The organism is Streptomyces sp. NPDC058796 (genome assembly GCF_042745235.1).
Lineage (GTDB): Bacteria > Actinomycetota > Actinomycetes > Streptomycetales > Streptomycetaceae > Streptomyces.
Window position 1 is genome coordinate 479741 of sequence record NZ_JBHYOP010000001.1, and the last position, 21830, is coordinate 501570.

The 21830-nt window shown below is 75.6% G+C and carries 14 protein-coding genes and 1 pseudogene; 10 read left to right on the forward strand and 5 right to left on the reverse strand.

The annotated features are described in order from the left end of the window. Window positions 1-104: 104 nt before the first annotated feature. Together ACFW47_RS02255 and ACFW47_RS02260 are read left to right on the forward strand one after the other, a co-directional pair. Window positions 105-650, forward strand: a pseudogene (locus ACFW47_RS02255) (DUF6545 domain-containing protein); the annotation flags it as partial. Further along, a complete protein-coding gene (locus ACFW47_RS02260; RefSeq protein WP_386304438.1) occupies window positions 647-2041 on the forward strand; it encodes an FAD-dependent oxidoreductase in 1395 nt (464 codons plus the stop codon). The pseudogene ACFW47_RS02255 and the gene ACFW47_RS02260, both read left to right, overlap by 4 nt. Window positions 2042-2107: 66 nt before the next feature. Here the strand turns inward: ACFW47_RS02260 and ACFW47_RS02265 are convergent, their stop codons facing one another. Both ACFW47_RS02265 and ACFW47_RS02270 read right to left on the reverse strand, forming a co-directional pair. Continuing rightward, window positions 2108-2971, reverse strand: coding sequence for an SMP-30/gluconolactonase/LRE family protein (locus ACFW47_RS02265; protein WP_386304440.1), 864 nt, complete (start codon window positions 2969-2971; stop codon window positions 2108-2110). Then, window positions 2968-3741, reverse strand: a complete 774-nt coding sequence (locus ACFW47_RS02270; protein ID WP_386279015.1) for an IclR family transcriptional regulator — start codon at window positions 3739-3741, stop codon at window positions 2968-2970. Before ACFW47_RS02270 ends, ACFW47_RS02265 begins: the two co-directional genes overlap by 4 nt. A gap of 136 nt (window positions 3742-3877) precedes the next feature. On the opposite strand from ACFW47_RS02270, the gene ACFW47_RS02275 reads away from it, so the two are divergent. Next, entirely contained in the window at window positions 3878-4471 is a 594-nt protein-coding gene (locus tag ACFW47_RS02275) for a hypothetical protein (RefSeq protein ID WP_386304441.1), read from the forward strand. Here ACFW47_RS02275 and ACFW47_RS02280 read toward each other — a convergent pair. Continuing rightward, window positions 4468-5337 (reverse strand): RimK family alpha-L-glutamate ligase, encoded by an 870-nt coding sequence (locus tag ACFW47_RS02280; protein ID WP_386304820.1) that lies wholly within the window; start codon window positions 5335-5337, stop codon window positions 4468-4470. The two genes, ACFW47_RS02275 and ACFW47_RS02280, sit on opposite strands and share 4 nt — an antisense overlap. 28 nt (window positions 5338-5365) lie before the next feature. Next, window positions 5366-6073 carry a FadR/GntR family transcriptional regulator gene (locus ACFW47_RS02285; RefSeq protein ID WP_386279011.1) on the reverse strand — a complete coding sequence of 236 codons (708 nt, stop codon included), beginning with the start codon at window positions 6071-6073 and terminating at the stop codon, window positions 5366-5368. 174 nt (window positions 6074-6247) lie between these two features. Here ACFW47_RS02285 and ACFW47_RS02290 point away from each other — a divergent pair, with 174 nt between their 5' ends. From ACFW47_RS02290 to ACFW47_RS02300, 3 genes are read left to right on the forward strand one after another with little or no spacing between them, the layout of a single operon-like run. After that, window positions 6248-7603, forward strand: coding sequence for an SLC13 family permease (locus tag ACFW47_RS02290; protein WP_386279009.1), 1356 nt, complete (start codon window positions 6248-6250; stop codon window positions 7601-7603). 58 nt (window positions 7604-7661) lie between these two features. Further along, window positions 7662-9119 carry an acyl-CoA synthetase gene (locus tag ACFW47_RS02295; protein ID WP_386279007.1) on the forward strand — a complete coding sequence of 486 codons (1458 nt, stop codon included), beginning with the start codon at window positions 7662-7664 and terminating at the stop codon, window positions 9117-9119. Then, the gene (locus tag ACFW47_RS02300) at window positions 9112-10476 is read left to right on the forward strand and encodes a carboxyl transferase domain-containing protein (RefSeq protein WP_386279005.1); all 1365 of its coding nucleotides are present in this window, start codon (window positions 9112-9114) and stop codon (window positions 10474-10476) included. Before ACFW47_RS02295 ends, ACFW47_RS02300 begins: the two co-directional genes overlap by 8 nt. Before the next feature lie 259 nt (window positions 10477-10735). On the opposite strand, the gene ACFW47_RS02305 is transcribed toward ACFW47_RS02300, so the two are convergent. Next, window positions 10736-14395, reverse strand: a complete 3660-nt coding sequence (locus ACFW47_RS02305) for a S8 family serine peptidase (protein ID WP_386304444.1) — start codon at window positions 14393-14395, stop codon at window positions 10736-10738. Window positions 14396-14621: 226 nt separating this feature from the next. On the opposite strand from ACFW47_RS02305, the gene ACFW47_RS02310 reads away from it, so the two are divergent. From ACFW47_RS02310 to ACFW47_RS02325, 4 genes are all read left to right on the forward strand, one after another. Further along, on the forward strand, window positions 14622-15005 hold the full coding sequence (locus ACFW47_RS02310) for a CU044_2847 family protein (RefSeq protein ID WP_386279466.1): 384 nt from the start codon (window positions 14622-14624) through the stop codon (window positions 15003-15005). Beyond that, window positions 15002-16660: a trypsin-like peptidase domain-containing protein gene (locus ACFW47_RS02315; RefSeq protein ID WP_386304447.1), complete on the forward strand. Its 1659-nt coding sequence runs from the start codon at window positions 15002-15004 to the stop codon at window positions 16658-16660. The genes ACFW47_RS02310 and ACFW47_RS02315 overlap by 4 nt, the downstream gene beginning before the upstream one ends. Window positions 16661-16803: 143 nt before the next feature. Beyond that, the gene (locus ACFW47_RS02320; protein WP_386304450.1) at window positions 16804-17829 is read left to right on the forward strand and encodes an AAA family ATPase; all 1026 of its coding nucleotides are present in this window, start codon (window positions 16804-16806) and stop codon (window positions 17827-17829) included. Then, complete coding sequence (locus ACFW47_RS02325; RefSeq protein WP_386304452.1) at window positions 17829-21737, forward strand: SAV_2336 N-terminal domain-related protein; 3909 nt, start codon at window positions 17829-17831, stop codon at window positions 21735-21737. Before ACFW47_RS02320 ends, ACFW47_RS02325 begins: the two co-directional genes overlap by 1 nt. Window positions 21738-21830: the final 93 nt, after the last annotated feature.

The window sequence follows — 21830 nt, forward strand, 5'->3', positions numbered from 1 at the left end:
GGGGGGGGGGGGGGTCTTTTTGTTCCCGGGGGGGCCCCCCCCCGCCCACGGGTCTTCGCCCCCCCCCAAACCCCCCGCGGGGGGGGGCGCGGGGCCCGCCCCCCGACGCGGACTGGCTGAGCACCGATCTGGCGCCGCCCGTCGCCTGCCTGTCCGCCATAGTGATCGCCCTCGGCTTCATCCTCCCGCACGCCGGCCAGTACCTGCACGAACGCCGGCTGGTCAGGCTCGCCCACCGCGAACTGCGGCCGCTGTACCAGTTGCTGCGGTCCGGGGAGAGCGCCGGCCTGCCGTTCGTCCTGCGCTCCACGCCGGAACTGCGCCTCGTCCGCCGCGAGACGTTCATCCGGGACGCGCTGCTCCCTCTGTCCCGGCACATCGACGAGGCGCGGCGCAGGCGGTCGTACGAGGCGGCCCTCGCTCTCGGCTTCGCTCCGGAGCGGGCCAAGGCGCTGGCCGCCGCGGTGGTGGTCCTGGACGCCGTGGAGCACGGACGGCGAGCGCCGGAACGCGAGGACGGCACCGGCGAGGTGGACAGCACGGACCTCCTCCGCGACATCGGGGCCATGTCCCGGGCGCTGCGCCGTCCCGACGAGATCGAGGCGGTACGCGCCCGTGCGGCCGCCCCCACAGAGAGCACCCGCACATGAGCCATCGCACCACCGGAGCCGTCGTCCTCGGCGGCTCGCTCACCGGCATGCTCGCCGCCCGCGCCCTGGCGCCGTACGCGGGCCGGGTCACCGTGGTCGAGCGCGACGCGCTGCCCGCGGGGCCCGGAGCACGCCGGGGACTGCCCCAGGCCCGGCACGCCCACCAGTTGTGGTCGGGCGGGATACGGGCGCTGGAGGAACTCGTACCGGGCGTCGCCGCCCGGCTCCGCCGGGCGGGGGCCCACCGGCTGCCCGTCACCACGGACATGGTGGCGCTCTCCCCCCGGGGCTGGTACCGGCGGTGGGACGAGTCCCACCACATGCTGCTGTGCACGCGCGACCTGCTGGACGCCACCGTGCGGGAGCTGGTGCGCGCCGACGAACGGATCGAGGTCGTCGAGGACGCCGAGGCGCTGGGGCTCGACGGCTCGGGCGGATCCGTGACGGGAGTGCGCGTACGGGTGGGGGGCGGCCCCGGGCGCACGCTCCCCGCCGGCCTGGTCGTCGACGCCACGGGGCGTGCGTCGCGCACCCCCCGGTGGCTGGCGGAACTCGGGCTGCCCGCGCCGAGGACACGGCGGGTCGACGCGGGGGTGCGGTACGCGAGCCGCCTGTACCGGGCACCTCGGGACGCCCGTGACGGCTTCCCGGTGGTCAACGTGCAGCCGGACCCGCGGTCCCCGGGGCCGGGCCGGGGCGGGGTGCTGCTGCCCGTCGAGGACGGACGGTGGCTGGTCACGCTGTTCGGCACCCGCGGCGGCGAACCGTCGGCCGACGCCGACGACTTCGAACGGTACGCCCGCGAGGAGCTGCGGCACCCCCTGATCGGCGAGCTGCTGGCGCGGGCGGAGCCGCTGGGCGGCGTGTCGGCCACGCGGACCACGGCCAACCGGCGCCACTACTACGAGCGCATGCCCGTGTGGCCGGACAACCTCGTCGTGCTCGGGGACGCGCTGGCCGCCCTCAACCCGGTCTACGGGCACGGCATGTCGGTGGCGGCGCAGAGCGCGCTGGCGCTCCGCTCGGTGCTCGGCCGGTCCGGCTGGGACGCGCCGGACCTGGCACGGTCGGCCCAGCGCGCGGTGGCCCGTCCGGCGGGCGCCGCGTGGGAACTCGCGGTCGGACAGGACGTGTTCTTCCCCGGCGCCGCGCAGGGCGGGCCGTCACTGCGGGAGCGGCTGTCGGCGGCCTACGTCGGGCGGCTCACGTACACCGCCACGGGCAACGGGCGCGTCGCCCGCCGGGTGACGGACGTGATGGCACTGGAGCGGGGCGCGCACGTACTGCTGGCGCCGCGGGTGCTCGTGGCCGCGGCGGCCGGCCCCCTCAAGCCGGAGCTGAGCGGACCACCGCTGACGAAGCGCGAGCGCGTGGCCGCCGGGTTGCTGTAGGCGTACGTGTGCGGCCCGCCCCCGGAGCGGCCGCACACGCCCCGAACCGGCGACCGCGCCCCCTCCTCAGCCCTCGAACGCCGGCTGCGCCACCCCCCGCCCCGCGCCCGGCACCACCAGCAGCGAACCCGCCAGGGGATGCGGGGCGGTGAGGCCGACGCGGGCCGTGGTGATGTACAGGTCCCTCAGTCCGGGGCCGCCGAACGCGCAGGCCGTGACCCGCGGCACCGGGAGGGGGATCACCCGGTCCAGGTCGCCGGCCGGCGTGTAGCGGCGCACCGCGCCGCCGTCCCACAGGGCGACCCACACGCACCCCTCTGCGTCGACGCACAGCCCGTCGGGGAAACCGGCGCCGTCCTCGACCGTGGCCAGCGGGCGGCGGCCCGTGACCCGGCCGTCGGGGGCGGCGACGTCGAAGACGTCGACGCGGCGGGTCGGTGTGTCGACGTAGTACATCAGCCGCCCGTCGGGGCTCCAGCCGGTGCCGTTGCTCACCGCCACGTCGTCCAGCACGGTCGTCACCGTGCCGTCCCCGGCGAACCGGGACAGCGTGCCGCCGCCGGGTGCCTCGTCGTAGCGCATGGTGCCGGCCCACAGCGTGCCGTCGGGGGCGACGGCGGCGTCGTTGGCGCGGCGGCCGGGGACGACCTCCCGGTGCAGCCAGCCGAAGGTGCCGTCGGGGTCGAGCAGGCCGACGCCGTCCCGCAGGTTGAGGACGAGCCCGCCGCCCGCGCGGGGCTTGACCGCGCCCACGTGCTGCTCGGTGCGGCGCACCGTGCGCCGGCCGGTCGCCGGGTCGTACGTGTGGACGCGGCAGTTCAGGATGTCGATCCACAGGAGGCGGCCGGTCGCCGGGTCCCAGGTGGGTCCCTCGCCGAGCGCCGCCTCCGCCCGGACGGCCACCTCGTACGCCGTGCCGGTGGCCGTCATGACGTACCCCGGTGGCCGAGGCGCTCGGACAGGTCGGCGGCGCCCTTGACGGCCAGTTCCTCCAGCTCGCCGAGGCGCTCCTCGCTCCAGCGGATCATGGGCACGGAGATGGACAGCGCGGCGACGACCCGGCCGGTGCGGTCGCGGACCGGCGCGGCGACGCAGGAGACGTCCGGGTTGGACTCGCGGTTCTCCACCGCGGTGCCGCGCTCGCGGATGCCGGCCAGGGCCTCGCGCAGCGCGGCCGGGTCGGTGATGCTGTTCGGCGTCATCGCGGCCAGTTCGGTGCCGTCCGGGAAGCGGGCGGCGAGTTCCGGCTCGGGGAGGGAGGCCAGCAGCATCTTGCCGACGGAGGTGCAGTGGGCGGGCAGCTTCCGCCCGGCCGCGGACACCATGCGCACCGCGTGCGTGGAGTCGACCTTGGCGATGTAGATGACGTCGGTGTCCTCGAGGATCGCCACGTGCACCGTCTCGTCGCAGGTCTCGGCGACGGACCGGGCGACCTGCTGGCCCTCGGCGGCGAGGTCGAGGTGCTCGGCGTAGCGGGCGCCGAGCTGGTACGGGCGCACACCGAGCCGGTACCGTCCGGGCTGCCCGGCCACGGGGACGATGTACTTGCGGGCGGCGAGCGTGGTGACCAGCTCGTGCACGGTGGTGCGCGGCAGCTGGAGCCGGCGCACGATGTCGGGGGCGGAGAGCGTGCCGTCCCCGTCGAGGAAGAGCTCGAGTATGTCGAGAGCCCGGGTCACGGCTGGTACGAGGCGTCCCATGTCCGGCCCCCTCCCTAAGTTGTTCGAGATTTCAACAGGCGATCGGAATAACGAACACAGGCTACTCACATCGCGTTTGCCGGGGCAATGGGCGTGCGCCCCGCGTGCTCCCCACCCCATGGGCCACGATGGACCCATGCCCACCGGAAAGCGGCCCTCCGGCCCGTTCACCCCGCGCGACTTCCAGCTCGTGCTGCTGCGCCGCATGGCCGACCACAATCCCGGCCCGGTGGAGGACGCCCGCCGGGAGCTGGGCGCCTCGATCGCTCAGATGCGGGAGGCCAACCGCCGCTGGCAGGCGATGCTCCGCTCCCCGCACTCCCGCTCGTCCGCCGCCCGCTACCGCTCGGTCCTGGGCGAACCCGAGTCGGAGGCGCCCCGCCGGATCGGCGACCTGGAGTGCGAGGCCCGGCAGTGGGCGCTCCCCCTCTGGCCCGACCTGCGCTTCGAGGTGCTCGTCGCCGACAAGGGCGTCGTCTGGAACGAGTGGCTGGTCCGCGCCCCGGGCGCCGAGGCGCCGCCGCTGCGCGCCCTGGACGACCTCACGCCCTGGTCCTGCACGGTCGACGAGGCGGCCCGCGCCTTCGCGCCCGCCCGCCCGCTCCAGGGCTCGGCCCCGACCCGCTGGGGGCTGGCCTTCACCGCCCCGGACGCGGACGGGCGGCGGCACGAGGTCGTCGCCGAGTTCACCTGGGGCCTGCTCCAGCGGACGGCGGTCGGCGACCGCTAGCGAGCCGCGTCCAGCACCGCCTCCACCACGCGCGGCAGGGACCGCTCGTGCAGCCACAGGAACAGGTTCGGCTCCACCAGCTCCAGCTCCATCACCCGCGGCCGCCCGTCGTCCCCGTCCACCAGGTCGACCCGGGCGTACAGCAGCTCGGGAGTGTCCGGTACGGCGGCCAGGGCGCCCTCGGCGACGGCGAGTTCGGCCGCGGTCGGCGTCCAGGGCTCCAGGCCCGGGTGCGCGACCTTGCGCTCGTCGTACGGCGTCCCGGGTGTGAGGACGGCACCCTTGCGGCTGGCGTGCAGCAGACGCCCGCCGAAGAACTGCAGCGCCCGCTCCCCGGTGGTGTCGATGCCGCGCACGTACGGCTGCACCATCGCCGTGAAGCCCTCGGCGTGCATCCGCTCCACCTGCCGCAGCGCGGTCGCGTGCTCGCCCGGGGTGTAGCGGGCGGCGAAGCGGGCCCCGGCGCCGGAGGTCGGTTTGACGACGTACTCGTGGCCGTCGGGCAGGTCGGGCGTCTCACCGGGCGCCGCGTAGCGGGTGGGGACGGTGGGCACGCCGGCCTCGGCGAGCTCGCCCAGGTAGCGCTTGTCGGTGTTCCAGCGCACGACGGGTGCCGGGTTCGCCAGCCGCGTCAGCTTCCCGCACTGTTCGGCCCAGGCCGTGAACTCGGCGGCCCGCCAGCTGTAGTCCCAGGTCGAGCGGATGACGGCGAGGTCGAAGGCGCCCCAGTCGACGCCGTCGTCGTCCCACACCTCGGCGGACGCCGTCGCCCCGGCGTCCGCCAGGGCCCGGACGAGTACGGGGAGGTCGTGGTCGGCACTGACCCGGGGGCCCGGCCGGCAGGTGACGAGGGCTATGCGGGGCAGGGGCAGGGGCGGTGGCAAGGACACGGCTCTATCGTTCCTCTCCCGGGTCCCAGTCCAGCAGGCGGACCTTGGCGACCGTACGGACGTGGCGGCGCATCGCGGCGGCGGCCTGCCCGGGGCGGCGTTCGGCGATCGCGTCGAGGATGGACTGGTGCTGGGCGAGCGAGCGGCCGGGGCGGCCGGGCTGGCGCAGGGACTCCGTGCGGCTCTCGGCGATCTGGTGGGCGATGGAGCGCATGAACTCCGCGAGCAGGCTGCTGTGCGCCGCCGCCGTCACCGCCGCGTGGAACAGGCGGTCGCCCTCGACGCCGTGACCGCCCTCCTCGACCTCCTCGGCCATGACCGCCAGCGCCGACCGCATCGCCGCCAGGTCGTCCTCCGTGCGGCGCTCGGCGGCCAGTTCGGCGAGCTTGGTCTCCAGCGCCTCGCGGGCCTCCAGGACGTCCGGGAGCCGCCGCCGGCGTTCGACCATGTCCTCGACGGGCTCGACGTCGAGGCTGTCGCGCACCAGGTACGTGCCGCCGCCGTGCCGCGCCTCCACCAGGCCCTGGACCTCCAGGACCACGATCGCCTGCTTCACCGAGGCCCGGCTGACGCCGAGGCGCCGGGCGAGGTCCCGTTCGGGCGGAAGACGGTCGCCGGCCCGCAGGCCGCCGTCGGTGACGTACTGGCGCAGCCGCTCCAGCACCTGCTCGTACAGGCGCTGCTTGGTCATGGGGCGCAAGGCGTCGGTCACGGTTCCCCCCTCTCGCCGGGAGCGTAACACCGGGCCGTCGATGGCCGAGTGGCTGAGCCAATTCGCGCGCGACCCCTTGACGCGGGCCGGGAGCGGGCCCACGCTGACCGACCAGTCGCACCGTCCAAGTGGCTCAGCCACTCTGCCAGTCAGGTCAGCCTCGGGAGCCCCCGCATGTCCCCCGAACTCGTCTCGATCCTCGTCCTCGTGGTGGTGTTCGTCATCGCCACCACCCGCTCCGTCAACATGGGCGCCCTCGCCTTCGCCGCCGCCTTCGGGGTGGGCACGCTCGTCGCGGACCTCGACGCGGACGGCATCTTCGCCGGTTTCCCCGGCGACCTGTTCGTCGTCCTCGTCGGTGTCACCTACCTGTTCGCCATCGCCCGCGCCAACGGCACCACCGACTGGCTGGTGCACGCCGCCGTCCGGCTGGTGCGGGGGCGGGTGGCACTGATCCCGTGGGTGATGTTCGCGCTGACCGGCGCGCTCACGGCGATCGGCGCGGTGAGCCCGGCCGCGGTGGCGATCGTCGCGCCGATCGCGCTGAGCTTCGCCACCCGGTACGCGATCAGTCCGCTGCTCATGGGCACGATGGTGGTGCACGGGGCGCAGGCCGGCGGCTTCTCGCCGATCAGCATCTACGGCTCCATCGTCAACGGCATCGTGGAGCGCGAGGGCCTCCCGGGCAGCGAGGTCACCCTCTTCCTGGCCTCGCTGATCGCCAACCTCCTGATCGCGGGTGTGCTGTTCGTGCTCTTCGGCGGGCGGAAGCTGTGGGCGCGGGGGTCGGTGACGCCCGAGGACGGCGGCACGGTGGGCAAGGGCACGGAGCCCACCGGGACCGGCACCGGGTCCGGACCGGCGGGCACCGCCCCCACCGCTGTAGCCGTCCGCCCCGGCCAGGACACCGACGGCACCGACGGCGCCACCCGCCTCGCTCCCGCCCGGATCGCCACCCTCGTCGCCCTGGCCGCCCTGGTCGTGGCCGTCCTCGGCTTCGACCTGGACGCGGGACTGACCGCGGTCACCCTCGCCGTCGTGCTGAGCACCGCCTGGCCGGACGACAGCCGCCGCGCGGTCGGCGAGATCGCCTGGTCCACAGTGCTGCTGATCTGCGGTGTCCTCACGTACGTCGGTGTACTGGAGGAGATGGGCACGATCACCTGGGCCGGTGAGGGCGTCGGCGGGATCGGCGTTCCGCTGCTGGCCGCCGTGCTGCTCTGCTACATCGGCGCGATCGTGTCGGCCTTCGCCTCCTCCGTGGGCATCATGGGCGCGTTGATCCCGCTGGCGGTGCCGTTCCTCGCGCAGGGCGAGATCGGGGCGGTCGGCATGGTGGCGGCGCTCGCGGTGTCGGCGACGGTCGTGGACGTCAGCCCGTTCTCGACCAACGGCGCGCTGGTGCTGGCCGCGGCCCCGGACGTCGACCGCGAGCGGTTCTTCCGGCAGTTGATGATCTACGGAGGCATCGTGGTGGCGGCCGTCCCCGCGCTGGCGTGGCTCGTGCTGGTCGTGCCCGGCTTCGGGTAGGTCCAGGCAAGGAACCGGCGATCGCGAGCAGCAGCGAAACGACTAAGGAGTACGACGCGTGTCCTCTCTCTTCCCGGCCCTGACCCCGGCCCCGACCGGCGCTCCGGCCGACCGGCCCGCCCTGCGGTTCGGCGAGCGCTCCCTGACGTACGCGCAACTGGCCGCAGCGGCGGGCGGCACGGCCGGACGGATCCGGGGGGCCGGACGGGTCGCCGTCTGGGCGACCCCGGCGATGGAGACCGCCGTCGCCGTCGTGGCGGCGCTGCTGGCCGGGATCCCCGCCGTGCCGCTCAACCCGAAGTCCGGCGACAAGGAACTGGCGCACATCCTGTCCGACAGCGAGCCGTCGCTGGTCCTCACGCCCCCGGGCGCCGAACTCCCGCCCGCGCTGGACGCCCTGGAGCGGATCGACGTCGACGCGCGCGCCACCGGCCCCGTCCCCGAGGACCGCGCCGAGGACGGCGACCCCGCCCTCGTCGTCTACACCTCCGGCACCACCGGCCCGCCCAAGGGCGCGGTCATCCCGAGGCGCGCGCTGGCGACGACGCTGGACGCGCTCGCCGACGCCTGGCAGTGGACCGGCGACGACGTGCTGGTGCAGGGGCTGCCGCTGTTCCACGTGCACGGGCTGGTGCTGGGCATCCTGGGGCCGCTGCGGCGCGGCGGGTCCGTGCGGCACCTGGGCAGGTTCTCCACCGAGGGCGCGGCCCGCGAACTGAACGACGGCGCGACGATGCTGTTCGGCGTACCGACGATGTACCACCGGATCGCCGAGTCCCTGCCCGGCGACCCGGAGCTGGCGAAGGCGCTGGCCGGGGCCCGGCTGCTGGTCTCCGGGTCGGCCGCGCTGCCCGTGCACGACCACGAGCGGATCGCCGCCGCCACCGGACGGCGGGTCATCGAGCGGTACGGCATGACGGAGACGCTGATGAACACCAGTGTGCGGGCGGACGGTGAGCCGCGCGCCGGGACCGTGGGCGTGCCGCTGCCGGGTGTTGAGCTGCGGCTGGTGGAGGAGGACGGCACGCCGATCGCGGAGCCGGACGGGGAGAGCGTCGGCGAGATCCAGGTGCGCGGCCCGAACCTGTTCACCGAGTACCTGAACCGCCCCGACGCCACCGCCGCCGCCTTCACCCCCGACGGCTTCTTCCGCACCGGCGACATGGCGGTGCGCGACCCCGACGGCTATGTCCGCATCGTCGGCCGCAAGGCCACCGACCTGATCAAGAGCGGCGGATACAAGATCGGGGCCGGCGAGATCGAGAACGCGCTCCTCGAACACCCGGAGGTGCGGGAGGCCGCCGTCACCGGGGAGCCCGACCCGGACCTCGGGGAGCGGATCGTGGCGTGGATCGTGCCCGCCGATCCGGCCTCCCCGCCCGCCCTCCAGACGCTGGCCGACCACGTCGCCCGGCGCCTCGCCCCGCACAAGCGGCCCCGCGTCGTCCGGCACGTGGCCGCCCTGCCCCGCAACGACATGGGGAAGATCATGAAGCGGGCGCTGACCCATGGCTGACCGCCTGTCCGCGCGCGCGTTCGTCGCGCTGCTCACCGACGACTTCACCGAACTCCCCCGCCCGCCGGCCCGGCCGGAGCCGCCCGACGGCCCCCTCGGCTGGCACGGCTACGACGCCTCCCGTGCCCGCGCCGCCGAGCGCACCGGCGAGGAGGAGTCCGTGGTCTGCGGCACCGGGCGCGTCGAGGGCACCCCGGCCGTGCTGCTGGCCTTCGAGTTCGGCTTCCTCGGCGGCTCGCTGGGCCGGCACACCGGCGACCGGCTGGAGGCCGCGTACGCCTACGCCCGCGAACACCGCTTGCCGGTGGTGCCGTTGGTCGCGACCGGCGGCAGCCGGATGCAGGAGGGGATGCTCGCGCTGACCCAGCTCCAGCGGGTGGCCCGGCAGTCGGCGCTCACCCGGGAGGCCGGGCTGCCGCAGATCGCCGTGCTGCGCGACCCGGCCACCGGCGGCGGCTGGGCGACGCTGGGCGCCGGCGCCGACGTGGTCCTCGCGCTGCCCGGCGCCCAGGTCGGCTTCGCCGGGTCCCGGGTCCGGCCGCCGGACGCCGACCCGGCGGCGTACACGGCCGAGGCACAGGTGGCGGCGGGCAGCGCGGACGCCGTGGTGCCGGCCGGGGAGCTGCGCGCGACGCTGGGGCGGTGGCTGCGGCTGCTGACGGCACCGTCGGCCGGACCGGCGCCCGTGCCCGAGCCGCTGGGAGCGCGGGACCTGCCGGTGAGCGGCTGGGACGCGGTCCGGCGGGCCCGGTCGCCCGGACGCCCGCGCGCCGGGGCGTACCTGGACGCCTACTTCACCCACCGCGTGGCCCTGTCCGGCGACCGCTGCGGCGGCACCGACCCGGACGGCATGCTCTGCGGCTTCGGCGAGCACGCGGGCCGGACGGTGGCGTACGCCGCCCAGACCGGGACGGCGACGCGTCCCGCCGGCTACCGCACCGCCGCCCGGCTGCTCCGGCTCGCGGACCGGCTCGGCGTCCCGGTGCTGACCCTGGTGGACACCCCGGGCGCGGCGGCCGACGCGGAGGCGGAGCGGCAGGGCGCGGGCCCGGCGATCGCCGACCTGTTCGCCGCGCTGGCGTCGGTGACCACGCCGGTGACGACGCTGCTGATCGGCGAGGGCGGCTCGGGCGGGGCGCTGGCGCTGGCCGCGCCCGGCCGCACCTGGGCCACGCCGGACAGCTACTTCTCCGTCATCGCGCCGGAGCTCGCGGCGGCGATCCTGAAGCGGCGGCCGGAGGAGACCGAGGCGACGTCCGGCCAACTGCGCCTGTGTCCCCAGGACTTGGCGGAGCTGGGAGTGATCCGAACAGGCGATCAGTTGTTCCCTGGAACAGGTGATCGTCGATCGGAATGACGCTTGTGACTGCAGCGACCAACGATACTTACGGTGTGCAAGCAACGTGCTGCAGACCGTAGTTGACGCACATGTCCCAAGTAGTCGTAGGTCCTAGCCAGTAGGTCCCACACAGCACAGCGCAAGGAGCTGCTCGATCATGAACCTTCTCACCGACATCCTCGCCGGCGTCGTCCACTTCGTCGGCTGGCTGGTCTGACGGTCCGAGAAACCAGGCGGCGCCGCCTCCCCGTCCCAGGGAGGCGGCGCCGTCCGGGTGTCAGCGCACGGCCACGGCCCGCACGAGCTCCTGCGTGACCGAGCCGCCCCGGTCGTCGCTCGCCGAGGCCCGCAGCGAGACGTGCTCCGCGTCACGGGGCACGCTCAGTGTCCCGTGCCAGGACGCCTCCCCGTCACCGCCGCGCAGCCGGACCTGCCGCCAGGTCTTCCCCTCGTCGTACGACACCTCCAGCTTTCCGCCGCCGATCGTCCCGGTGTCCGGGGCACCGGCGACGTACTCGGCGCCGATCCCGACCCGCAGCTTCTTCCCGCCGCGCACCTTCCCCGCGAGATCGGTGTCCACGTCGAAGGAGAGGTTGATCAGCGGCAGGCGGGTCCAGCGGTCCTCCGGCGTGGCGGCCGAGCGGAAGGTCCACTCCGCGCGGCCCTCGGTCGCCGGCGACCAGCGCCCGGCGTCGAGCGCGGTCTCGGTGACGAGCTTGTACGTGCGCTCGTCGGCCGGCGCGTCCCAGACGTAGGCGGCGGAACTCGGACCCTGGTCCACCAGCTCCCCGTCCAGGTACACGGACGTCGTCTGCGTCATCCCGCTGCCCTCGCTCCACACGTCGCCGAAGCCGGTGTGGTCGGGGCCGGAGTCGCCCCAGCCCGGCGCGTTCAGCCGGATGCTGTTGCCGGCCCGCTGCTGACCCCAGCCGAGACCGGTGCCGAGATAGGGGTGCCACACCGGCTTGAACCAGTCCAGGCCGGTGCGCGAGCCGCCCTCGTACCGGACCGTCCCCGACCGCTGCTCCAGCGCGCCGTCGGCGGTCGTCACGGACTCGTGCCACAGCTGGCCGGGCCCGGTCGACACGTACTCGGTGCGCTCGGCCGGGAAGTCGATCCGCTCCTTGAAGCCGAGGCCGATCGGGAAGGTGTCGGTGATGGAGTACCGGAACTCGCCGCCGCCCGCGGGCTCGGCCGCGTGGTAGCCGGCCCGCAGCGTGGCCAGGTCACGGCGGCCCGGCTCATAGGTGAGGTCCCGGTCGGGCACGGCACCGCGATGGCCCTCGGACAGGTCGTACGTGTACGGCGTGTTGCGCGTCCCGGTCATGTCGACGCGTCCGGCGCGCCGCAGCCGCTCGGCGTCGGCCGCGTTCACGGTGGCGATCTGCAGCGGCCGGTCGGCGTTGTCGTCCGTGCCCCACCAGGACATCAGCCGCCCGGGGGTGGCGTCGGTGACGAACAGCGCCTTCACGCCCGCGTCCTGCGCGGCCTGCGCCAGGGCCGTCGGCTCGGTGTCCCCGGCCAGCTCGGCGAGGACCGCCCCGCCCCGCACCCCCTCGGGGAAGGGCCCGTTCCCGACGTCGGTCAGCGGCAGCCGGGTGCGGCCCTCGATCAGGGTGCCGCCCGACTGGACGGCGGCGTCACCGACCCCCCGGACCTCCAGCAGCGGCTTGCCGAGCCGCCACACCGTCCGGTACTCGAAGTCGCCCTCGGTGACCTTGTCGCCGGTGGGCGCGGCGAAGACGCTGTCGTAGGTCAGGGGAACCTGCACCGCGCCGAACAGGTCGGAGCCGTTCGCGCTGCGGTCGTACTCCATGATCAGTTGCCGGGTCTCGGTGCGCTTGCGGACGTCGGCGCTGATCTCGCGCAGCTCACGGCCGTCGAGGGTGATCTCACGGTCCCGGTCGACGACGACCTCGGGGGCGGCCAGGAAGCCGAGCCCGAGCGAGTCGGCGCCGTGGCTGCCGCGCACGTCGAGGAAGGAGGTCAGGCTGTACGTCCCCGGCACGAGGCGCAGTTCGAGGGTGCCGGAGTCGCCGACGTGCGCGGGGACGGGGTCGACGCCCTCGGCGAGGCGCTGGACGGTCAGGTCGGCCGGGGCGGCGGCACCGTCGCGGTCCTTCACGTGGACGGTGAGCGTGTACCGCTCCTCCTCCTTCACCAGTCCGAACGCCGTGTGCGCGACGGGCGTGCCGTCCGCGCCGGCCGCCACGATCCGGCCGCTGGTCCGGCCGACCGGGGCCTTGGCGCCCTCGCCGGTGACGGTGGTCGCGGCGGTGCCGTGCGCGGGCACGGTGAGGGTGGTGTCGGCGAGGGTGGCGACGCCCTCGGGGGCTCCCCGCACGGACAGCTTCAACTCGACGTCGGTGTCCGAGGAGTTGGTGTAGGTGACGGTGCGGGTCACCGGCTCGTTGGCGTCGTGGGGCCAGGAGTGGAAGCCGAGGTCGGCGCTTCCGGTGGCGGTGACCTCGGCGCCGATCGCGTCCGGCACGCTGACCCGGCCCGCGCCCAGCCGGTAGGCGGAGGCGTCGAGTTGCTTCGAGGTGGACATCAGCGCGTCCTTGAGCCGGGCGCCGCTCCAGTCCGGGTGCTGCTCGGCGAGCAGGGCGGCGACGCCGGAGACGTGCGGCGTCGCCATCGACGTACCGTCCATGGACGTGTAGTCGCCGCTGCCCTCGGCGAGCCGGGAGCGGGCGGCGAGAATGCCGACGCCCGGGGCGGACAGGTCGGGCTTGAGGGCGTTGTCCCCGTACCGCGGACCGGCGCTGGTGAACCAGGCCGCCTGGTCGGCGGAGTCGACGGCGCCCACGGTCAGGGCGGCGTCGGCGGCCGCGGGCGAGCCGATGGAGGACGGGGCGCCGGTGTTGCCCGCCGCGATGACGAACAGGGCCCCGGTCTCGGCGGACAGCGTGTTCACGGCCTGCGCCATGGGGTCGGTGCCGTCGCTGGGCTCGGTGGAGCCGAGGCTCATGGAGACGATGTCGGCGTCCACGTCCCGGGCGGCCCACTCCATGCCGGCGATGATCTCGGACTCGCTGCCGAAGCCCTCGTCGGAGAGGACCTTGCCGACGGCCAGGGTGGCGCCGGGCGCGACGCCCTTCTCCTTCCCGTCGGAGGCCGCGCCGCTGCCGCCGACGGTGGAGGCGACGTGCGTACCGTGGCCGTGCCGGTCGGCAACCTCCTCGCCCGGTATGAAGCTGCGGCTCTCGGCGACGCGGCCCGCCAGGTCGGGGTGACCGGCGTCCACGCCGCTGTCCAGGACGGCGACGGTGACGCCCTTGCCGGTGAGCCCGGCCTCCCAGGCCTCGGGCGTGCCGATCTGGGCGTTGGACTCGGCCATGGCGGCGGTGACCCGCCCGTCGAGCCACACGCGGTCGACGGCACCGCCCCGACGGGTGAATTCCCGCCAGAATGTGCGCCCCTTGTCCGCCTCGACGGCGGCCCCGCGCACGCTGGGCAGCGACCGCGTCCGCTCGGCCCCCTTCAGGGCGGCGGCACGCGCGCCCTTCTCGTAGGTCACGATCAGCGGCAGCTCGCCGGTCTCGGTGTCGGCGAGCCCCTGCTCCAGCAGCGCCCCGACGTCGAAGAGCCGTTCGTCGAGGCTGCCGTCGCGCAGGTGGGGCAGCGCCTCGTCGGGCACGACCAGCGTCCGCCCGTCGCTGCTGCGGGTGTGCACCGCGCCGGTGGCGCCCTCGGGCCGCTCGACCGTGACGGTCTTCCGGCCACCGCCGAGGTCGCCGACGGTCACCCGGTCGCCGGTGACGAGGGTGACGGTGCGGGCGCCTTCACGGGCGTCGGCGCGGGCGTCGGCGGCCTGGGTGCGGCCGGCCGCCGCTCCGGGCGGCTCCTGCGCCGCCGCCGCTCCGGCCGGCAGCAGCGCGATCACGAGCCCCGCCGACAGGAGGGTCGCCCCGCGTCTGACTGGTCCTGTGCTCATCCACGTCTCTCTTCGTGTCGTCGTAGAGTGCTGTGACGAGTGCTGAGAGCAGTCTCAGGGGGCGTGCGGGGCTGGGGAGTTGACCAAGGGTGGCGGTTTGGCGCCCTGGCGGGTTTCCGCCAGCCCCGCGCGGCACCGGCGGCGGAGGGCGGGACACCGTCAAGTACCGTCCGTCACAATGAGGTTCCGCACGGGTACGCACGGCGAACGGGGAGCGAACGGCGTCATGGACCGGTTGGTCGAGTTCAGCACCGAGGACGGTGCGCTGGTGGTCGTCGAGGGCGTCGAGGACGAGGACGGCGCGCGGCTGGTCTCGCGCGGCGACGGACCGGCCCGGGCGGCCCGCACCTTCGAGGGGTCCCTGGAGGGCGTGCGGGCCGCCGCCGGGTCCGCGCTGCGGGTGTTCCGGGACGGCTCGCTCAGACCCGACTCGGTGGAGCTGGAGTTCGGGGTCAAGCTGACCGCGGAGACCGGCGCGGTCATCGCCAAGGGGGCTGCCGAGGGCCACCTGATCGTGAAGCTGAGCTGGTCGCCCCGGCCCGCGGAGGGTTCCGGGGCCCCCGGGGACTCCGAGGGTGCCGGGGGTCCGGACGCCGCCGGCCGGTCATGAGCGGTGCCGCGTGGCACGCCCGCGTCGAGTGCGGCCAGGAGGTCGGTGCCGGGTTCCTGGTCTCGGGGCGCCGGCTGCTCACCTGCGCCCATGTCGTCAGGTGGAGCGAGGACGCCGCGGTCACGGTGACCTTCCCCGGCCACCGGGAGCTGGGTGAGCTGTCCGCGACGGTCGCCGTGCACGGCGGCTGGCGGGGCGGCGCCGCCGACCGGGGCGACCTGGCCGTACTGGAGCTGGAGCGCGACGTGCCGCTCGCCCCGGCCGCCTTCGCCCGCCCCGGCGCGGAACGGACCGTGCCCGCCCCCGAGCTGGTCGCCTACGGCTTCCCGAAGGGGTACGACGAGGGCATGCTCGCCTCCTACCGGGCCCTGCCGGGCCCGCTCATCTCGGACGAGTGGGTCCAGCTGGAGGCGCTGACGGGGCACGGGCAGCCGCTGGCGGCCGGGTTCAGCGGGGCGGCGGTGACGCTGGCCGACGGGACGGTCGTCGGCATGGTCTCCGCGGTCGCGGGCGCCAGGGACGTGCGCGTCGGGCGGATGCTGCCGGTCGAGGTCATGGCGCGCTACTGGCCCGAGCTCGGCGAACTGGTCCCCACCCCGGGCCACCGGCCGGACGCGCGCCGGCGGCTGTACGCGCTGGTGCGCCGGGCCGAGGAGACGGGCCTTGCCTGCGATCCGAACCGGCTGTACGTCTCCGCCATGGACGCCTTCGCCCCACCGCCCCCGCAGGGCGGTTTCGCCTCCCTGCGGGAGGCCGCCGTCTACGTCCAGTGGGAGGTGACGGAGCCGGACGCCGTGGCGCGGTTCGCCGACCGGCTGGAGCGGCAGTTGGCGGAAGGGCAGCCCCCGCCGCGGCCCGCGACGTGGTCACCCATCGTCGTGGAGATCGACCACAGCGGGGCAGGCGCCGACCAGGTCACCGTCGAGGTGTCCGCCTACCGGGACGGGCAGCGCCGCCCGGTGGCCTCGCGCCGGATGGCCCGGAGCGCGGTGCGGGCCTTCGTGCAGGAGCGCATCGACGAGGCGTTCACCCAGCTCGACCCCGGCGCCGAGGAACTGCTCACCTTCGTCCTGCCGCGCGAGTGGCTGAACGAACCGGTCGCGCACTGGGCGTGCAGCGAGGACGACCCCACCCCGCTCGGCTGCGCCTACCCACTGGTCGTCACCGACCGGTACCGCCACCGCAGCGGACGCCTCCGCCACCAGTTGCGCAAGAGGTGGCGCAAGCTCGGCGTCAGCCCGGGCGGCACACTGCACCGCGTCGACTGCGGCACCCCGGAGCGGCCGGCCGGACTGCGCAGGCGGCTGCGGGACGACGCGGAACTGGCCGGTTTCGCCGCCCCGCCCACGGCGGCCCGGGAGCACTTCGAGGTCGGTCTCAACCTGCCCGTACCCGTACTGCTGTGGCCGCGCGCGGGCTGCCCCGGCGACGGGCACGACGGTGACTGCTCCGGCACCGCGTTCCTCGACGAACTCGCCGTGTCCGTGGCGGGGGTCCCGCCGTCCGAACTCCCCCGCCTGGTCATGGAGCTGCGCGAGACGGCGGACGCGGCCGACGACCCGGACGGGCACTGGGCGAGGGACCTCCAACTGCTGTGGGACGACCCCCGCTGCTTCGCCGAACCCGCCGCCCTGCTCCACTCACCCGTCGCCTGAAGCCGCCCGCCCGACGCCGCCGGAACCACGGGAACCGCCCGGACCACCCGAACCCCCGCCTCCCCGAACCACCGAACGCCCCAACCCCGAACCCCGAACCCACCGGAACCACCCCGCCGCACGATCGCTCGGAGAGAAGAACCATGCCCCTGTGGCCCGTCTACACCGGCGCGCCGGACCCGCACGACGGCATCACCAGGCTGCCCCCGCCCCCGCCCTGGCGCGCCTTCGACGGCCACCCCGTGCTCGACCCGCCGGACGACGACGGCGACGCCCCGGCCACCTCTCCCGACCGCGCCCACCGGGCCGCGACCTACCAGGCCACCGAGCACACGGTGCAGTTGGTCAACGCGGCCCTGTACCTGCGGCGCCCGCTGCTGGTCACCGGCCCGCCCGGCACCGGGAAGTCGTCCCTCGCCTACGCGGTGGCGCGCGAGCTGCGGCTCGGCCCGGTCCTCAGGTGGAACATCACCAGCCGCAGCACCCTCCACGACGGCCTCTACGCCTACGACCCGCTCTCCCGCCTGTACGCGGCGCGCCACGCCACCGGACGTACCGACGACCCGGCGGCCGGGACGGGCATCGAGAACCACCTGCGCCTCGGCCCGCTCGGCACCGCCCTCCTCCCCTACGCCCGTCCGCGCGCCCTGCTCATCGACGAGATCGACAAGAGCGACCTCGACCTGCCCAACGACCTGCTGCACGTCCTGGAGGAGGGCCAGTACGAGATCCCCGAACTCGTGCGCGCCTCGCGGGACACCCCCGGCGGACGCGCCGAGGTGCTGATCGACGGCACCGACCAGCGGGTACCGGTCGAGCGCGGCCGGGTCCGCTGCCGGGCCTTCCCGTTCGTCGTCCTCACCAGCAACGGCGAGCGCGAGTTCCCTCCCGCGTTCCTGCGCCGCTGCGTCTCGCTGCGCCTGCGGCAGCCCGACGACGCCCACCTCGCCGAGATCGTCCGCGCCCACCTGGGCGAGCCCGACGCATACGCCCAGCAGCTGATCGACCGTTTCCTGTCCCGCGTGGGCAGCGGCGAACTCGCCACCGACCAGCTCCTCAACGCCATCTACCTGGCCCGCTCCTCCGGTCTGGGCACCGACTCCCTGGACGAGCTGGCGGAGCGGCTGATGCCGTACCTGGGCCGGTCCCCGCAGCCCGACGCCTTCTGATGCCCGCCGACCGCCCCGGCCCGCCGGACCCCCTGCCCCGCCTCGCCGACATCCTCGGCCGGGCGTCCTCGGGCCCCCGCCCGACCCCGCTCGAGCTGGCTGAACTCCTGTGGCTGGCGGGGCACATGGAGTCCGCCGGACACGACGGCCCGGGCCAGTCGGCCGGTACGGAACCCCCGGCGCCCGAGCCGCCGCCCACGCCCGCTCCCGTACCGCCGGCAGCCGGCCGCCCCCGAGAGCCGCGGCGGCAGGACCGTCCGGCCGTCCCCCCTCCGGCACCCGAGCCGGCCGCCCCCCGCAGCCCCCTGCGCCTGCCGTCCCCGGCCCCCGCCCCGGGGACGGCCGCGACCGAACCGCACAGCGCCCTGCTGGCGCCCGCCCCGCCGATGCTGCGCCACCCCCTGGCGCTGCAGCGGTCACTGCGCCCGCTCAAGCGCCGTACCGACGCCCCGGTGGGCCAGGAGGTGGACGAGGCAGCGACCGCCGACCGCATCGCCCGGCTCGGCGCCGGCCCCGAGTGGTGGCTTCCGGTGCTGCGCCCCGTACGGGAGCGGTGGCTGCGGCTGAACCTGGTGCACGACGCGGGCCCCACGATGCCCGTCTGGCGGCCCCTGGTGCGTGAACTGCACGCCGCGCTGGCCCAGTCGGGCGTCTTCCGCACGGTCACCCTGCACCGCGCGGAGGCCGACGGCACGGTCCCCGGCGACGGCGCCCAGGCACCCGCCGACGGCCGTACGGTCACCCTGCTGATCAGCGACTGCATGGGACCGCAGTGGCGCGAGGGCCCGGCAGGCGCCCGGTGGTTCGCCACCCTGCGCCGCTGGGCCCACCGCACGCCCCTCGCCGTCCTCCAGCCGCTGCCCGAGCAGCTGTGGCGGGACACCGCGCTGCCGCCGGTGCCCGGCCTGCTGTCCGCCCCGCACCGGGCCGCGCCCAGCGCCGCGCTCGACTTCACCCCGTACGACGGCACCGCGCCCCCGGCCCCCCGGGGCTCCGTGCACGTGCCGGTGCTGGAGCCGGGCCCTCAGTGGCTGGCGAACTGGGCGTCGCTGGTCGCGAGTCCGGGCGGCGCCCGGTACCCGGGCGCGGCGGCCGTACTGCACCGCCCCCTGCCCGCCGACGCCGACGACCGCGCCGACGTCGCGCGGCTGTCCGCCGAGGAACTGGTCCTGCGCTTTCGCGCGGGCGCGTCCCCGCAGGCCTTCCGGCTGGCCGGCCACCTCGCGCTCGGGCGCCCGGACCTGCCGGTGATGCGGCTGGTGCAGGCCGCCGTCGAACCGGACCCGCTCCCGAGCCACCTGGCCGAGGTCATCCTCAGCGGCCTGCTCACCACCGTCCCGGGGCCGCCCGGCTCCTACGAGTTCCGCCCCGGCGTACGCGAGCTGCTCCTGCGGGGGCTGCCCCGCACCGCGCGCGCCCGCACCCACGACCTGCTGCTGCGGACCGGCGGTCTGATCGACGAGCGGGCCGGGCGCTCGCCCGGCGAGTTCCGTGCGCTGATCCCCTCGCGGGAGGGCACCGAACGGGCCGACGGGAGGGGATCGTTCGCGGCGATCAGCCAGGAGAGCGCACGGCAGCTGTCCACGCCGCCGCGTCCACCGGGCCCCTCGCCCTTCCCGCCCGGGCTGCGCGCCCGTTACCGGCCGGTGCGGCGGCTCGCACCGGCCGGGAGGATGTGGCTGGCCGAGGACACCGGGACCAACCGGACCGTGGCGGTCCGGCTGCACGATCCGCTCCCCGACGCCGCCTCGCGCCGGGCGTTCCTGAGGGACGCGCGCCGCCTGACGGAGTTCGCTCACCCGAACGTGGTGACCGTCCTCGACGGCGGCGTCGAGGACGGCGTCCCGTATGTCGTCATGGAGCACCTCGACGGCATCTCCCTGAACGCGCTCTTCCGGTCCAACGGCCGGCGGCTGCCGCCGCCGCTGACGGTGTCGGTCGGGGCCCAGCTCGCACGGGCCCTCACCGCCCTGCACGAGTCGGGCGTCACGCACGGCGGTCTGGAGGCGTCCCGGGTGGTCCTGCTCCCGGACGGCACGGCCCGGCTCAGCCTCTTCGAACCGGGACGCACCTCGGGCCCGGCCGGACGCTCCGAGGACCTGCGGGCCCTGTGCGACGTCGTGCTGCTGCTGACGTCGGGGACCTCGCGCCTGACCGTCCCGATCGAGTCCCGCCGCCTGGACCGGCTGCCTCCGGCCCTGCGCATCCACTACGCGCACGCCTTCGACCAGCTGATGTTCCCGTCGCTGGAGACCCAGGCCCGGGGCCGGGACCTGCTCACCCACCCGGAGCCGCCGGCCAGGGCCCGCGAGGCGTACGAGCCGCGCCGGTACACCGCCCTGGGCCCGCTGCGGGTCGACCTCCCGGACGGCTCCCCCACGCTGCCGCCCACCGTCCGCGCCCTGCTCGCCACGCTGCTGCTCAAGCACGGCCGCACGGTGACGCACGAGGAGCTGCGGTGGGGGCTGTGGGACCCGGGCGACGAGCCGCGCGACTCCCGGGCCGAGGTGACCAGGGCGGCCGGCGAGCTGGCCGCCCTGCTGGGTCCGGGCGTACTGGCGACGTCCGCCCACGGCTACGCCCTGCACACCAGCTGCGACCACGTGGACGTGGTGCACTGCGACGAGCTGGTGCGCCGGGCCGACGCGGCGCGGCTGGCGGGCGCGCTCGCCGAGGCCCGCGCGCACGTCACCGAGGCGCTGGCGCTGTGGCGCGGCACGGAACCCCTGGCGGACGTGCCCGGCCCCGGCGCCCGCACCGCCCGCACCCGCCTCACGCGGCTCCGCCTCGCCCTGCACACCAAGCGGGCCGAACTCGACCTGGCGCTGGGCGAGTACGACCGGGCCGCCGCCGACCTGGCCGGCCTGCTGCGCACGCACCCGCACCGGGAGGACTTCCGCCGCCTGTACCTGATCGCCCTGCGCCGCCAGGGCCGGGTCGAGGAGGCGCTGGAGGTGTACGGGGAGTACGAGCTGTCCGGAGGGAGGAGCCCGGCGCTGGTGGCGCTGGGCCGGGAACTGCGCGAGGAGCACGCCGGGCCGGCGGACGACGCCCCGTGGGACGAGTACGAGGGGACGGCGGACCCGGGCGGGCCGGAGACCGTCGTGTCCGCGCCGGACGAGCTCCCGGAGGGGCCCTTCCCCACGGAGGACGGTCTGTGGACGCCGCTGCTGGGCGAGGACGAGGAGGGCCGCCCCACCGAGCGGGAGGCGGAGGCGGCCGAGCAGACGGAGGCGGGTGCTTCCTCCCTCCCCGTGGACATGTGGGCGGTGCCGGAGGAGGACCGGACAGGGACCGCGTGGGGTTCCGGGGCGGCACGCACGGCGGACGACGCCGACGAGGCCGAAGGCGCCGGCGCCGGCGACGCCGACATCGACACCGACTTCCACGACTGCGCCCGCTACGCCTTCCCCGACGGCCCCGAGGGCGGCGAGGCCCGCGCGGCCCTGCACCGCGTCGTCACCGACCTGCTCGCGGACAGCGGGCTGCACGGTGACGCGTACCAGCTCCTGGACGACCGGGCGGGCGACCTGCTCGTGCTGCTGGCGCCGCGGGTGGATGCCTCCCCCCTGCTGCGGGCGACCGTCGAGGGCCTGCCCGGGCTGCTGGCGCACCTGGGCGGTCCGCGGCTGATCGCGGAGTTCTGGCAGGTGGAGTTCCGCCTCGACGGCGGCGAGGAACAGGTCTTCCGGGCCGACCCCCGGTCGGTCCGCGACGCCCTCGACACCTCCGGCGCCCAGGCGCTCGTCGCCCTCTCGGACTCCCTCTACTACGACGAGGTGTACGAGGAAGGGCAGGACGGCCCGGTCTTCCCCCCGGACACCTTCCGGCCGCTGGCCGACGACACCGGCTGGTACCGGCCGGTGGGGCGGGCCGCCGGGGGGCCCGGGGCGCCGCCCGCCCGCTGACCGCTCACCCCCCCGTTCGGCGGCCCCCCGCCCGGCCCCCTCCAAGGCGCGCCCGCTCGCCGTCCCGCGCACGATGCCAAGGAGGCCGGCCAC

Coding starts and splice junctions, on each gene's coding strand:
- ACFW47_RS02300 (WP_386279005.1), top strand. CDS start 9,112: ATGGCTGACCGCCTGTCCGCGCGCGCGTTCGTCGCGCTGCTCACCGAC.
- ACFW47_RS02270 (WP_386279015.1), bottom strand. CDS start 3,741: ATGGGACGCCTCGTACCAGCCGTGACCCGGGCTCTCGACATACTCGAG.
- ACFW47_RS02305 (WP_386304444.1), bottom strand. CDS start 14,395: ATGAGCACAGGACCAGTCAGACGCGGGGCGACCCTCCTGTCGGCGGGG.
- ACFW47_RS02265 (WP_386304440.1), bottom strand. CDS start 2,971: ATGACGGCCACCGGCACGGCGTACGAGGTGGCCGTCCGGGCGGAGGCG.
- ACFW47_RS02260 (WP_386304438.1), top strand. CDS start 647: ATGAGCCATCGCACCACCGGAGCCGTCGTCCTCGGCGGCTCGCTCACC.
- ACFW47_RS02275 (WP_386304441.1), top strand. CDS start 3,878: ATGCCCACCGGAAAGCGGCCCTCCGGCCCGTTCACCCCGCGCGACTTC.
- ACFW47_RS02325 (WP_386304452.1), top strand. CDS start 17,829: ATGCCCGCCGACCGCCCCGGCCCGCCGGACCCCCTGCCCCGCCTCGCC.
- ACFW47_RS02320 (WP_386304450.1), top strand. CDS start 16,804: ATGCCCCTGTGGCCCGTCTACACCGGCGCGCCGGACCCGCACGACGGC.
- ACFW47_RS02310 (WP_386279466.1), top strand. CDS start 14,622: ATGGACCGGTTGGTCGAGTTCAGCACCGAGGACGGTGCGCTGGTGGTC.
- ACFW47_RS02315 (WP_386304447.1), top strand. CDS start 15,002: ATGAGCGGTGCCGCGTGGCACGCCCGCGTCGAGTGCGGCCAGGAGGTC.
- ACFW47_RS02290 (WP_386279009.1), top strand. CDS start 6,248: ATGTCCCCCGAACTCGTCTCGATCCTCGTCCTCGTGGTGGTGTTCGTC.